Source organism: Arthrobacter sp. Hor0625, from assembly GCF_052567525.1.
Window position 1 is genome coordinate 2,698,749 of record NZ_CP199586.1, and the last position, 13,155, is coordinate 2,711,903.

At 67.2% G+C, this 13,155-nt stretch carries 14 protein-coding genes, 1 tRNA gene and 1 other RNA gene; 7 read left to right on the forward strand and 9 right to left on the reverse strand.

The window, feature by feature from the left end:
- The first annotated feature begins 18 nt into the window (after positions 1–18).
- The 3 genes from ACTWLI_RS12405 (at position 19) to ACTWLI_RS12415 (ending at position 1,492) form a co-directional block, all read left to right on the forward strand.
- Entirely contained in the window at positions 19–912 is an 894-nt protein-coding gene (locus ACTWLI_RS12405; RefSeq protein WP_445154126.1) for an NAD-dependent protein deacetylase, read from the forward strand.
- Between the two features lie 86 nt (positions 913–998).
- A tRNA-Val gene (locus ACTWLI_RS12410) sits at positions 999–1,074 on the forward strand.
- Positions 1,075–1,201: 127 nt separating this feature from the next.
- Complete coding sequence (locus ACTWLI_RS12415) at positions 1,202–1,492, forward strand: hypothetical protein (RefSeq protein ID WP_445156179.1); 291 nt, start codon at positions 1,202–1,204, stop codon at positions 1,490–1,492.
- 131 nt (positions 1,493–1,623) lie between these two features.
- On the opposite strand, the gene ACTWLI_RS12420 is transcribed toward ACTWLI_RS12415, so the two are convergent.
- Entirely contained in the window at positions 1,624–2,352 is a 729-nt protein-coding gene (locus ACTWLI_RS12420) for a FadR/GntR family transcriptional regulator (RefSeq protein WP_445154127.1), read from the reverse strand.
- 224 nt (positions 2,353–2,576) lie between these two features.
- On the opposite strand from ACTWLI_RS12420, the gene gndA reads away from it, so the two are divergent.
- Positions 2,577–4,013 (forward strand): NADP-dependent phosphogluconate dehydrogenase, encoded by a 1,437-nt coding sequence (gene gndA / locus ACTWLI_RS12425; protein ID WP_445154128.1) that lies wholly within the window; start codon positions 2,577–2,579, stop codon positions 4,011–4,013.
- Positions 4,014–4,097: 84 nt separating this feature from the next.
- Here the strand turns inward: gndA and epsC are convergent, their stop codons facing one another.
- From epsC to msrA, 3 genes are all read right to left on the reverse strand, one after another.
- On the reverse strand, positions 4,098–4,682 hold the full coding sequence (gene epsC, locus ACTWLI_RS12430) for a serine O-acetyltransferase EpsC (RefSeq protein ID WP_056738318.1): 585 nt from the start codon (positions 4,680–4,682) through the stop codon (positions 4,098–4,100).
- Between the two features lie 37 nt (positions 4,683–4,719).
- Positions 4,720–5,655, reverse strand: coding sequence for a cysteine synthase A (cysK, locus tag ACTWLI_RS12435; protein ID WP_445154129.1), 936 nt, complete (start codon positions 5,653–5,655; stop codon positions 4,720–4,722).
- Positions 5,656–5,721: 66 nt separating this feature from the next.
- Positions 5,722–6,246 (reverse strand): peptide-methionine (S)-S-oxide reductase MsrA, encoded by a 525-nt coding sequence (gene msrA / locus ACTWLI_RS12440; RefSeq protein ID WP_445154130.1) that lies wholly within the window; start codon positions 6,244–6,246, stop codon positions 5,722–5,724.
- A 112-nt stretch (positions 6,247–6,358) separates the two neighbouring features.
- Here msrA and ACTWLI_RS12445 point away from each other — a divergent pair, with 112 nt between their 5' ends.
- On the forward strand, positions 6,359–7,375 hold the full coding sequence (locus tag ACTWLI_RS12445; protein ID WP_445154131.1) for a Nif3-like dinuclear metal center hexameric protein: 1,017 nt from the start codon (positions 6,359–6,361) through the stop codon (positions 7,373–7,375).
- 102 nt (positions 7,376–7,477) lie between these two features.
- A complete protein-coding gene (locus ACTWLI_RS12450; RefSeq protein WP_445154132.1) occupies positions 7,478–8,215 on the forward strand; it encodes a zinc ribbon domain-containing protein in 738 nt (245 codons plus the stop codon).
- 13 nt (positions 8,216–8,228) lie between these two features.
- Here the strand turns inward: ACTWLI_RS12450 and ACTWLI_RS12455 are convergent, their stop codons facing one another.
- Complete coding sequence (locus tag ACTWLI_RS12455; RefSeq protein WP_445154133.1) at positions 8,229–9,002, reverse strand: YaaA family protein; 774 nt, start codon at positions 9,000–9,002, stop codon at positions 8,229–8,231.
- Positions 9,003–9,026: 24 nt separating this feature from the next.
- Complete coding sequence (locus ACTWLI_RS12460) at positions 9,027–9,923, reverse strand: slipin family protein (RefSeq protein WP_445154134.1); 897 nt, start codon at positions 9,921–9,923, stop codon at positions 9,027–9,029.
- 121 nt (positions 9,924–10,044) lie between these two features.
- On the opposite strand from ACTWLI_RS12460, the gene rnpB reads away from it, so the two are divergent.
- Positions 10,045–10,438: RNase P RNA component class A (gene rnpB / locus ACTWLI_RS12465), an RNA gene on the forward strand.
- A 683-nt stretch (positions 10,439–11,121) separates the two neighbouring features.
- Here rnpB and ACTWLI_RS12470 read toward each other — a convergent pair.
- The 3 genes from ACTWLI_RS12470 to ACTWLI_RS12480 all read right to left on the reverse strand — a co-directional run bounded on the left by ACTWLI_RS12470 (position 11,122) and on the right by ACTWLI_RS12480 (position 13,146).
- Positions 11,122–11,286: a hypothetical protein gene (locus ACTWLI_RS12470; protein ID WP_445154135.1), complete on the reverse strand. Its 165-nt coding sequence runs from the start codon at positions 11,284–11,286 to the stop codon at positions 11,122–11,124.
- Positions 11,287–11,359: 73 nt separating this feature from the next.
- Positions 11,360–12,127, reverse strand: a complete 768-nt coding sequence (locus ACTWLI_RS12475) for a hypothetical protein (RefSeq protein WP_445154136.1) — start codon at positions 12,125–12,127, stop codon at positions 11,360–11,362.
- A gap of 14 nt (positions 12,128–12,141) precedes the next feature.
- Positions 12,142–13,146 carry an AbiTii domain-containing protein gene (locus tag ACTWLI_RS12480; RefSeq protein WP_445154137.1) on the reverse strand — a complete coding sequence of 335 codons (1,005 nt, stop codon included), beginning with the start codon at positions 13,144–13,146 and terminating at the stop codon, positions 12,142–12,144.
- Between the last annotated feature and the right edge of the window lie 9 nt (positions 13,147–13,155).

Below are 13,155 nucleotides of genomic sequence, written 5' to 3' on the forward strand. Positions count from 1 at the left end.
CGGCGGCCCGGAGTCGGCATGACCGGCTTCGCGAGCCTGCCGCCGGTACCTGCGGCCCGTTTGGCGCAGGACGACCTCGAGGTCCTGCGCGGCATCCACGAAGTCCTGGCCGGGGAGCGCTTCGCACTGCTCACCGGCGCCGGGCTGAGCACGGACTCGGGCATCCCGGACTACCGCGGGCCCGGAGCGGCACCGCGGACCCCCATGACGTACCAGGAATTCATCGGCGCCGCGGAAAACCGGCGCCGGTACTGGGCCCGCAACCACATCGGCTGGTCGCGGATGCGCCGGGCCGACCCCAACGACGGCCACGCGGCGGCCGCCCGGCTGGAACAGCGCGGGCTGCTGACCGGCCTGATCACCCAGAACGTGGACCGGCTGCACGAGGACGCCGGCAGCGTGAACGTAGTGGACCTGCACGGCCGCTTCGACCAGGTCATCTGCCTGGACTGCCACCGCCGCTACAGCCGTTCCCTGCTGGCGGGCGTGCTGGAGGAACTGAACCCCGGCTTCCTGGCGGAGGCGCTGGCAACCGGCGTCGTCGAGACCGCCCCCGACGCCGACGCCGCCGTGGATGACGCGGAGCTGATCGAGGGCTTCGTGGTCGCGAACTGCCCGGCCTGCGGCGGCACCCTCAAACCGGACTTTGTCTACTTCGGCGAGAACGTCCCCAAGGAGCGGGTGGAGCGCTCGTACGCCATGGTCGACGCGGCTGCGGCCCTGCTGGTGGCGGGGTCGTCCCTGACCGTGATGAGCGGGCTGCGGTTCGTCCGGCACGCGGCGAAGCAGGGCAAGGCTGTGGTGATCATCAACCGGGGGCCCACCCGGGGAGACGACCTGGCCACCATCAAGCTGGAGGCCGGCGTGAGCGAATCGCTGACCTGGCTCGCGGCCGAACTCCCGGAACTCTGACCGGGCGCCAATTAGCGTTTCGGCGCCCGCTTCCGGTACAGTAATTGTTCGTTGGTTGACGCGTTGAAGTGCGGAAACAACGCTTTGGGTCTTTAGCTCAGCTGGTAGAGCGCCACGTTTACACCGTGGATGTCATCGGTTCGATCCCGGTAGGACCCACCACGATAACCCCGCTGCAGAGCGCTAACCATGGCTCCCGCAGCGGGGTTTTTTGTTGCCCGCCCACCGGCGGCCCCGCCGCTCGAGGAGTCGCGGAAGAATGTCGGTGCCCGCCCGTACTGTCACCGGCATGGAACATGTGATGGTGAAGACCGGCCCGGACGGGCGCCCTGCTACGGTGGTGCGCGGGGGCCGCGAATGGCTTGTCGGGGCGGAGCCGGTCCGCTGGTTTGAACGGGTCCCGTGGTGGGAGGCTGAACGCAGGATGCCCAAGGGCCTAAGCCGGGTCGACGTGGAGGTGTGGCAGATCCAGGCCCGGCTGGGCCGCAACCGGGAATCCGCCCTCACCACCATGGAGATCATCCGCGACGGCCTCGGCGGGGGATGGCGGCTCCGCGATGCCGTGGCAGACGCCGCCTAGCAATGGAAAAGCCTTCCACCGCGATTATTGGGGGATACCGCGGTGGAAGGCTTGAAAGAAATATACCCTGATTTCCGGAAATTGTGAAACGCCTAAAGGTTGAATTTCGCCATTGCCCTGACTAATTCCGGCTAACGGCGTTGCACCGGCACGAAGACCCGGGGCTGGTCCTTCCAGCTTGGTTCCATGTCGGCAATGGTCTCGCGCATGATCTTCTCGGAAGCCTCCCGGGCGGCGGCGCCGTCGCCGGCCGCAATAGACTCGGCCACATCCACGTGCCACTGCAGCGCGGAGCTGCGCGGGTGGTCCGGCATCAGGCCGTGGACCGTGCGGCCGGTCAGGGTCTCGGCGACCTGGCCCACCATGTTGGCGAACATCTCGTTGCCGGAACCGGTGAGCAGGAGCGAGTGGAACAGGATGTCCAGGTCGAGGAACCGCGGGACGTCACCGGCCACGCCGGCTTCGCGCATGGCATGGGAGATCTCCACCAGGTCTGACCGGAGCTCGTCCGGCGCATTCGCGGCCGCGAGCTCGGCCGCGACCGGCTCGACGGCGGTCCGCAGTTCCGCCAGGGAACGCAGCTGGGCGCCGCGCCCTTCACCGGCCAGCCGCCAGCGGATCACGAGCGGATCGAACGGGTTCCACCGGCTGGCCGGCAGAACACGGATGCCGACCCGCTTGATCGTCTCCACCAGCCCCAGCGACTGCAGCACCCGGACCGCCTCGCGGACCACCGAGCGGGAAACCTTCAGCTCGTCCTCCAGGTGTTCTGCCAGCATGACGTGGCCGGCGGGAAGCTCACCGGCAACGATGCGGGCGCCCAGATGCTCGATAGCGCGGTGATGGAGGCTGGTCGACATAGTCGTAAGCATAGTGGCGCGGGCCGCTGATCCGGCGGCAGCAGGCGCGGCGGCCGCCGAAATCATAGACTGTTTATGACGCGCCGTATTCCGCCACGTGGGCGCTGCTTTCCCGCAGTGCGCGGGAATACATATGGTTTATTGACAGCCGCTGGTTCCAAAAGCGTGCTCCCGCCCGGCGCGGAGCGAATTGCACACGTTGCACAGAATGAATTGGAGTTTTGATGTCAGCACACATCGGTGTCACCGGCCTTGCGGTGATGGGGGCCAACCTGGCCCGCAACCTGGCCCGGAACGGCTTCACCGTTGCCCTGCACAACCGGTCCGTTGAGAAGACCGACGCGCTCCTCGAGAAGCACGGCCAGGACGGCGACTTCGTCCGGACCGAGACGCTGCAGGAACTCGTCGACTCGCTGGAGAAGCCCCGCCGCGTGCTGATTATGGTCAAGGCCGGCAAGCCGGTGGACTCCGTGATCGAGCAGCTCGAACCCCTCCTGGAGCCCGGCGACATCATCATCGACGCCGGCAACTCGCACTATGAGGACACCCGCCGCCGGGAAGCGGCCCTCGCCAAGAAGGACCTCCACTTCGTCGGCATCGGCGTCTCCGGCGGCGAGGAAGGCGCGCTCAACGGCCCCTCGATCATGCCCGGCGGATCCAAGGAGTCCTACAAGGCGCTCGGCCCGCTGCTGGAAAAGATCTCCGCCCACGTCGACGGCCAGCCCTGCTGCGCCTGGATCGGCACCGACGGCGCCGGCCACTTCGTCAAGATGGTGCACAACGGCATTGAATACGCCGACATGCAGGTCATCGGCGAAGCCTTCGACCTGCTGCGTTCCGGCGCGGGCATCGAGCCGGCCGAGCAGTCCAGGATCTTCGCCGAATGGAACAAGGGGGAGCTGGCCTCCTTCCTGATCGAGATCTCCGCCGAGGTCCTCGGCCATGTCGACGCCAGGACCGGCAAGCCGTTCGTCGACGTCGTCGTGGATGCCGCCGGTCAGAAGGGCACCGGCCGCTGGACGGTCATCTCCGCCCTGGAGCTCGGGTCGCCGGTCTCCGGCATCGCCGAGTCCGTCTTCGCCCGCGCCCTGTCCTCCCAGGCCGGCCAGCGCAAGCTGGCCCAGGAGCTGCTCGCCGGCGGCGAGGCCGCCGTCGAGGTCCCCGAGACCTTCGTCGAGGATGTCCGGCAGGCGCTGTACGCGTCCAAGCTCGTCTCCTACGCCCAGGGCCTGGACATGCTGACCTCCGCGGCCGCGGAATACGGCTGGGACCTGAAGCTGGACGAGATCGCCTCCCTGTGGCGGGGCGGCTGCATCATCCGCGCCGAGCTGCTCAAGGAAATCACCAAGGCCTACGCTGCGGAGGAGAAGCCGGCCAACCTGCTCTTCGCCCCGGCCTTCACCCAGGCCATCGCCGAGGTTCTCCCGGCCTGGCGCCGCGTGGTCGCCACCGCCGTGCAGCTGGGCATCCCCGTGCCGGTGTTCTCCTCGTCGCTGGCCTACTACGACGGGCTGCGCCGCAAGCGCCTCCCGGCCGCCGTGATCCAGGGCCAGCGCGACCTCTTCGGCGCGCACACCTACGGCCGCATCGACACCGAAGGCACGTTCCACACCCTCTGGGGCGAGGACAAGTCCGAGATCGCCGCGGTGGACACGCACTAGCCCGGACCGGTTAAGCCGCAGCGGCCGGTGCCCCCAATCCGGGGCGCCGGCCGCTGCGTTTAAAGCCTCTGCTTGGAACGCGGGCTAGATGCGGTATTCGATCAGGTACTCGGCCGGGTCGACCGCGGGCTTGGTCTCGCGCTGGGCGTCGCGGTGCCGCCAGGTGGCCGGCACGCCGGTGAGGATGGATTCGGCCGGCGCGTCCTTGACCACGACGGCGTTGGCGCCGATGGCGCTGTCCCGGCCGATCGTGATCGGGCCCAGGACCTTGGCGCCGGCGCCGATCACGACCCGGTCCTCGATCGTCGGGTGACGCTTGATCTTGGCCAGCGAGCGTCCGCCGAGGGTGACGCCGTGGTACAGCATGACGTCCTCGCCGATTTCGGCGGTCTCACCGATCACCACGCCCATGCCGTGGTCGATGAAGAAGCGGCGGCCGATCGTGGCGCCGGGATGGATCTCGATCCCGGTCAGGAACCGGGCCAGCTGCGAGATCAGGCGTGCCGGAAAACGCAGCGACGGGTTCTGCCACATGCGGTGCGTCAGCCGGTGCGCCCAGATGGCGTGCAGGCCGGAGTAGGCAAAGAAGTTCTCAAAAGAACCCCGCGCCGCCGGGTCGTGGGACCGGGCGGCGTCGAGGTCTTCCTTCAGTCTTGCGAAGAAGCTCACTAAGACCTTTCTGCAAAAGCTGGAATCGGGGCCGGTATTAGCCGCGGATGTCGTCGTACAGCACGGTGGAGATGTAGCGCTCCCCGAAGTCGCAGACGACGCCAACAATCAGCTTACCGGCGTTCTCGGGACGCTTGGCGAGCTCCAGGGCGGCCCAGACGATCGCTCCGGAGGAGATGCCGCCGAGGATGCCTTCCTTCGTACCCAGGTCGCGCGCGACCCGGACGGAGTCCTCCAGGGTCGCGTCGAGCACCTCGTCGTAGACGTTGGTGTCGAGGATTTCCGGGACGAAGTTCGCGCCCAGGCCCTGGATCTTGTGCGGGCCGGGGGCGCCGCCGTTGAGGATGGCGGAGTCCTTGGGCTCGACGGCGACGATCTGCACGCCGGGCTTGCGCTCCTTGAGCACTTGGCCGACGCCGGTGACGGTTCCGCCGGTGCCGACGCCGGCGACGAAGATATCCACCTTGCCGTCGGTGTCGTCCCAGACCTCCTCGGCCGTGGTGCGGCGGTGGACCTCGGGGTTGGCCGCGTTGGCGAACTGCTGTGCCCAGATGGAGTTCTCGGTGTTAGCGACGATCTCCTGGGCCTTTTCCACCGCTCCGCGCATGCCCTCGGAGCCGGGGGTGAGGACAATCTCGGCACCGTAGGCGCGCAGCATGACACGGCGCTCTGTGGACATGGTCTCCGGCATCGTGAGGATGACCTTGTAGCCGCGGGCTGCGCCGACCATGGCCAGGGCGATCCCGGTGTTGCCCGAGGTGCCCTCGACGATGGTTCCGCCGGGCTTCAGCGCCCCGGACTTCTCCGCGGCGTCGATAATCGCGACGCCGATCCGGTCCTTGACGCTGTTGGCCGGGTTGTAGAACTCGAGCTTGACCGCGACGGTGGCGTCCAGGCCCTCGCTCAGCCGGTTGAGCCGCACCAGCGGCGTCCCGCCGACCAGCTGGGTTACATCGTCATAGATCCGTGCCATGGGTATATGTGCCTATCTGTGAGGAGGAATTCTAAGGTCAGCCTAACGAGAGCCGTAAAGGCCCGGCTAAGCATTAAGCCATGCGGAGTAATATTTCCTCGCCTTGGCCAGCTTCGGGTTGATGATCACCTGGCAGTAGCCCTGCTCGGGATATTTCGCGTAGTAGTCCTGGTGGAAATCCTCGGCGACGTGGAAGACCGGCAGGCGGCTGACTTCGGTCACGATCGGATCGGACCAGAGCGCCTGGTTCCGCTCGATCGCTTCCTCGAACAGGATCTTTTCCTCGGTCGTCTCGTAGAACATCGAGGACCGGTACTGCGTGCCGACGTCGTAGCCCTGCCGGTTCAGGGTGGTGGGGTCGTGCAGGGCGAAGAACATGTCCAGGACCACATCCGCGGGGATGATCTCCTCGTCGAAGGTCACCGCCACCACCTCGGCGTGGCCGGTGGTGCCGGAGCAGACGGCGTAGTAGTCGGGGTTTCGGTCATGGCCGCCGGTGTAACCCGAAACGACCGAGCTGACACCCTTGGTCTTCTGGTAAACGGCATCGAGGCACCAGAAGCAGCCCCCACCGAGGACGAAAGTTCTCATGTTCTCTTCAATGGACGAACCGCGCAGATCATTCCCGGCCGCCCGGACCCGGCCCCAACCAGGGGCGCCCGGCACGGGCGGCAGGAGCCGCCGATAGGGTAAGAATGTGGGTATGGAACCTGAGAACAACGACGTTTCAGCACAGCCGGCCGGGCCCGGCGGCGTTGCCGCAAACCCCGGGGGCACCGAGGCCGCGGGCGCCGAGGCGGAGGGCACCGTGACCGGTGCCGAAACTGCCGAAGGAACCGGCGCCGCGGACGACGCCGCTCCGGGGGAGGCCCCCAATGCGGAATCCGTTGCCACGCTTGGCACCATCCTGCTGGCCGTCGAGGAGCTCTGGCCCGAATCGCTGGCCGAGCAGTGGGATGAGGTCGGCCTGGTGGCGGGGCACCCCAACGCCCCGGTCGGCAGGATCCTCTTCGCCGTCGACCCGACCCTGGAAGTGATCGAGGAAGCCGTCGCCTGGGGCGCCGAGCTGCTCATCACCCACCACCCGCTGCTGCTCAAGGGCGTCACCTCCGTCGCGGCCAACACGCCCAAGGGCAAAGCCGTGCACCGGCTGATCGAGTCCGGCACCGCCCTCCTGACCGTCCACACCAACGGTGATTCCGCCGTCGGCGGCGTCTCTGATGTCCTCGCCGATGCGCTGGGCCTGCAGGACGTGATGCCGCTGACTCCGGCCGCCAACGGCCTCCCCGAGGAGGGCATCGGGCGCGTGGGCGACCTGTCCGAGGTGCAGACGCTGGGGGAGTTCGCCGCCAAGGTGTTCGAAATCCTGCCCTCCGTGGCCGGCGGCGTCCGGGTCTCCGGGGACCGCGACGGCCTGGTCCGGCGCGTGGCGCTGTGCGGGGGAGCGGGGGACTCGCTGTTCAACGAGGTCCGGGCCAGCAACGCCGACGTCTACCTGACCGCGGACCTGCGCCACCACCCGGCCTCGGAAGCCCGCGAAGCGGCCGTCAACGACCGGCCCTACCTGATTGACGTCTCGCATTTCGCCAGCGAGTGGCTGTGGCTGCCGGCCGCGGCCGAGGCGCTGGGCAATGTGCTGGGCGACCAGGGCCACGACGTGGAGATCCGGGTCAGCACCACCAACAGCGACCCCTGGGACTTCATCCTCACTCCGGGCTAATCCCGGGGTGCAGGGGGCCGGGGAGCAGACTAGGCGATAGAGTCTAGGGAGCGCCGGTACGGTGCCCGGCTCCGGCCGGAAAGTGAACAAGCGGAGGAAACAGTGGCCAAGGCAGCACCGGCGGAACAGTTGAAGTTGCTCGAATTGCAGGCACTCGACGCCAGGATCAAGTCCCTGACCAACCGCCGCCGCAGCCTTGAAAGCGACTCCCGGATCACCGACCTGGAGGCCGCGCTGGGCGTGGCGAACGGCGAACTGGGGTCCGCGAAGGTGGCGGTGCACGACGCCGAGCTCGAACTCAAGCGTGCCGAGGCCGACGTCGAGCAGGTCGCCTCGCGGATTGAGCGCGACGAGGCACGGCTCAACAGCGGCACCGGCCTGTCCAAGGACCTGGTGGCCCTGCAGCGCGACATCGCATCCCTGAACAAGCGCCGTTCGGACCTTGAGGACGTCGAGCTCGAGGTCCTCGAACGGCTGGACGGGCTGCGCCTCCGCCAGGCTGAACAGCAGCAGATCGTTGACGACATCCAGGGTTCGTTCGGGGCCATCCGTGCCGAGCTGGACGAACAGCTCGCCGAGGTGGCGGCCGAGCTGACCGTGGTGCGCGGCCAGCGCGCCGAGTTCGCCGACGGGCTGGATGCGGCGATGCTCGCCGTCTACGAGAAGACGCTGGCAAAGCGCGGCGTCGGCGCGGCGCGGCTCTTCCACGGCACCTCCGAGGGCTCGGGCATGCAGCTGAGCCCGGGCGACCTGGCCGAGATCAAGGCCGCCGCCGAGGATGACATTGTCTTCTGCCCCGACTCCGGCTGCATCCTGGTCCGCTCCGCCGAGTGGGCCTAGCCAGGCTTCCGGCTTAGCCGGGCTGGCCCGGCAGGATCAGGTTGAGGGTGTGCGGCTTCCGGGCCGTGCCCCCGACCAGCTCGGCGGTCCATTTTTCGGCGGCGGCGTGTCTCAGCTGCTCCGGCGTCTGCGGGGCCTTGCCGCGCCGGGTCAGCAGGTGCCGGGCGAGCGCGCCGCGGGTGTGCTTGGCGAAGTGGCTCACCACCTTGCGGACCCCGCCGACCTCGGTGAAGACATTGACAGCCACGGTCTGTCCGGCCGGCGGAGCCCAGGCGGCCGCGTAAGTGCTTGAACGGCAGTCGACCAGCAGCTCACCCTCCGTGACGGCTGCCAGTGCCTCGGTCAGCTGGGGCTTCCAGAAGGAGGCCAGCCGGCCGACGTCGGGCAGGGCCGTGCCCATCGACAGGCGGTAGGCGGGAACCCGGTCGGCGAAGCGGATCGCGCCCCAGAGTGCGGAAATGACCAGGACCGAGCCGTCAGCTTTCTTCCGCTGCGCGGGCGTCAGCGTGCGGTAGCCCAGGGCGTCGTAAAGGACGCCGGAGTAGACCTGGTGCGCGGGAGCGGCCGGTTCGGCGTGCAGCCGGGTGTTGCGTTCGACGTCGGCCCGCAGCGACGCGCCGACGCCCAGCAGGGCCAAGGCGTCCTCGTGGGCGCTGACGGTGCCCAGGGCCTCCAGGACCTTGGCGCGGTAGGTGTTCAGCGCCGGGAAGCTCAGCGACGCAGGGTCGACGGCGTCGCCGCTGGTTGCGGGGGTCTTGCCTTCGGAGGGCGGCAGCAGAATCAGCACCGTTCGATCTTAGCCGCGCGCAGCTCAGGCGACTTTCGGCGGGGTGTCCCGGGTGCTGGCGGCAGCCGGGGCCACCGCGGGCGCCGGGGCCGGGGTCGGCGCTCCGGCCGCCGGCGCGTCGGGCCGGGGGTGCCCGGCTGCCTCGGCGGCCTGGTTTTCGCGGGCGAGGAAGGCCGATAGTTCGCCGATGGTGCTCATCAGCGGGGCGGGGAAGACGACCGTGGAGTTCTTGTCCACGGCGATCTCGACGAGTGACTGCAGGTTCCGCAGCTGCAGGGCCAGCGGGTGCGCCATCATCATGTCCGATGCCTCGCCGAGGGCCACCGCCGCGATCGATTCGCCCTCCGCCGCAATGATCTTGGCCCGCTTCTCCCGTTCGGCTTCGGCCTGCCGGGCCATGGCGCGCTTCATGCTGTCGGGCAGCTGGATGTCCTTCAGTTCCACGAGGGTCACCTCGACGCCCCACTCCAGGGTGAGCGCGTCGAGGATTTCGCGGATGTCGCTGTTGATGTGCTCGGTCTCGGACAGGGTCTGGTCCAGGCTGTGCCGGCCGACTACCTTCCGCAGGGTGGTCTGGGCGATCTGGTTGATTGCGGCCGCCACGTTCTCGATCGCCACGACCGACTTCACGGCGTCAATCACCCGGTAGTAGGCGACGGCGGAGATGTCAACGCTGACGTTGTCCTGGGTGATGATGCCCTGAGACTGGATGGGCATGGTGACGATCCGCAGGCTGACCAGTTGGATCCGGTCGATGACCGGGACGATGAAGCGCAGCCCCGGCATCCGCACGCCGATGACCCGGCCGAGCCGGAACAGCACGCCCTGCTCGTACTGGCGGACGATCCGGATGGAGGCCCGGGCCAGGAGGAGCAGCAGGACCGCGGCGAGCAGCCATACGACGACGGCGGTGAAGTCCATTCGGACGCCCCCTTGCCTGGCGGGAATGTTGCTTCAATTCTCCCACCGGAGAGGGAAAAAGGCGCCGGTCCGGCGGGGCCGCCCGGCCATGCGGCGGCGGGACCGTAGAATGGACAGCGGATGGGTTGACCAGGCGGCCGCGCGTCACGCAAGTGGCTCGAGGAACGTCCGGGCTCCGCAGGGCAGGGTGGTGGGTAACGCCCACTCGGGGTAACCCGCAGGCCAGTGCCACAGAAAATAGACCGCCTGCCCAGGAACCGTGCTTGCACGGTGGCGGGAGCAGGTAAGGGTGAAACGGCGGTGTAAGAGACCACCAGCTTCCCGGGTGACCGGGAAGGCTAGGTAAACCCCACCCGGAGCAAGGCCAGACAGGACACGTTTGAGGGCTGCCCGCCCGAGTGTCCGGGTAGGCTGCTGGAGGGCGTCGGCAACGGCGTTCGTAGATGGATGGCCGCTACTCCCGCGCCGGTAACAGCGCGGGAACACAGAACCCGGCGTATCGGTCAACCCATCCCACGACTTAGCCGGAGTCCCCCGTGAAAACGGGGGACTCCGCGGTTTCTGCGGCATTTCCGGGTCTCTAGCTTTGGGCTATTTGGGCTACTTTTGCCCGTTCGGTCACTCAATTTGCGCATAGATCGCGCATGGAAATCATGCCGGTAGGAAACCTGGGAGTCGGTCGCCCCAGCGCACGCCGTGGAGGTTCTCGGGGCAGCCCCAGTCTTCCCAGATATCCCATTCGGATTCTGTGAGCCTTCGGACGTCGGCGGCGGGGAGCCATGCCCAGTGCGGGCGGCGATCGTCGTCTTCCCAAGAAGCGAGGACGTGGGTGGGGCTCCAGCGCTGCGAGTGGGCGTGGAGCTCGACACTGCCGTCGGCCAGCTGCAGGATGGCGACGATCTTGGGGTGGTGCCCGTACTCCCACAAATGGGTTTCCTCCTCCCGGCCGGGGTCGCCGGCGGAATACTCGAACGTTGTACCGTCGAGGGTAAAGGGAGGGCATGCGGTAATCGTAGCTCCAACGCTGTAGGGGTAGGCTCATCTCATTTTTCGGATAGTCTTGCGTGTTCTGCGTTTCCTGCTGAGTAAGTTCGCCGGCGCTAAGTGCCGTATGTGCGGAGTTCTGCTCCCGGATGCGCGAATTCCCTACTGCACGGTCGAGCACAGAGACGAGTTCGAATCCGTCAACGCCTGGTAGCTAGGCGGCCGGCACGAGCAGGGGCCGGATGGTTGCCCAGACGGCGGCGTGCCCGGTGTCCGACGGGTGCACGTCGTCTGTCCCCGTCACGTCGATCGTGGTCGTGGATCCCCAGTACCCTGCCGAGTTCGCGCGACGGCCCACGAGTTCCGGTACTTGCCCCACAGGTTCACGAGGGCGCCGCCGTACGCCTCGGCGACTTCCCGCAGGCGTGCTTGCACCGCTACTTGCCGGGCGTTCACGTCCCGCTTCCCGGCATGGTTCGTGACCACAAGGTCCGTTTCGCCCTGTTCGGGGTCGTGGTTCGCCTGGGCGGGGATGTTGATGACCCGCCACCGGTCCTTGTCCGGCTGGGACAGGAGGTGGCCGGCGAGGTCGTCGACGTGCCAGCGGTGAGGATCAGGATCACGGGGGCGCCGGGTGCGAGGCGTGTGGAGCCGACCGAGCGCCAGAAGTTCTTCGCCTGTTCCCGGAACGTTGAGGACTCGGCCTGGTCGCGGTTGGAGACCGGGTCATCGATGAAGAGGATGTCGGCGGGTTTACCGGTCAGGCCGCCGCGTAGGCCCACGGTTTTGACGCCGCCTTTGTGCCCGTCGAGCCGCCACCCGGACACAGCCCCGTTGTCGGGTGCGATGCGCAGGCCGCGGTCGAGGGTGCCGTCCTGACCGGAGTTGTCCGTGATGAATTTGCGGATGTCCCGCCCGAACTCCTGCGCCAAAGACGCTGCGTAGGGCACGACGGCGATGCGTCGTTCCGGGTTGCGGGTCAGGAACCAGAGCGGCCCGACCTTCGTCACCCGGGTGCTCTTCCCCTCCTGGGGTGGCATGGAGATGATGAGGCGGTTGGTGCGGCCCGCCTCGACATCCACGAGCGCCTGGTCGATCAGGTCCAGGGCCGGAGTCTGCACCGTGGCCGGGTCGATCGCCCTCGCCAGAGCACCGGGCGTCGCGTATTTGTCCGCCGGTTCGAACATGCGGGCAGCTGCTTCCCACATGTCCACGGTCATTGGACCTCCGAAAGCTATGCGGATGCGGCGTCGGCGCTGGTCGCCATCGGATCGTTGAGACGGAGAATGTCTCCGATGAGAAGATACGTGCCCGTGATGTACCGAGATGCCTCGTAGCGTGACACCTCGGCGTGAGCCCCCTTGTGCCCGGCGTCCGCGAAGGCATCCAGCCGGTTGCCCAGAAACTCCAAATCGCGGCGAATAACGTCCTTCGGCGTTGCGCTCAACTCGTGTTGTTCGTTGATCCAGTCGATGAGCCGATTTATGTACTTGTCATCCGTCATTTTGATGTTGTTGACCGGCTCTCCGGCGGGCCGGAGTTCATCTGCCACGGCCTTAATTAGCCGCCGGCATGCTCCCGCGGCATTCGCCCAATCTTCCGAGTTCCGGGAAGCTGCGTTCTCGAAGGCAGTGGCGAACTTGGCGCCTGCTGCCGGAACGAGGGACGCGATCTTGCTGTCAACGTCCCGCCGGAGAACCGCAAACGCGGATTCCATTGCCGCACCGAAGCGGAGTTCCACGTTTTTTTCAGACGCGTACTTGTGCACAGCACCCTGGATCCTGCCTAGGAGATCGCTGCGATGCGAGATGAACTCGCGTAAGGAGGCTCGTTCTCTAGCGTTTCCGGAGGGAGCACTGACAAACTGCGAGGGATTAGCGGACGACACACTCACCGGTGCGTCTGCCGACGCCGCAAGCTGCAGCCGCGCTGACTCAATTTCGGCTTGTATCTTGTCAACCGAGTCGGTCCAGAAACTCAGTTTTCCGCTCTCCTTCGAAGGAGCCTGTCGGCGCGACCTTGTGGCTGCCTGGACCTGCGAGTCAGTGAGTCCACCGTTTGTTGTGGTAAAGCCCTCAATCTCGTGGCCCAGCCATGCCAGAGCTTCGTCGTCGTCAAGGAGACGAGCCAAGCGGCTAGCGCGGCGGATTTGGTCCGCCGCGCCAATCCGGGACATCTCGATGTCCTCCAAGAGCTGGTCTGACAAGAGTGCGGCGGAGGCGATGCGGTCGGAGGCCACGGATTCTCT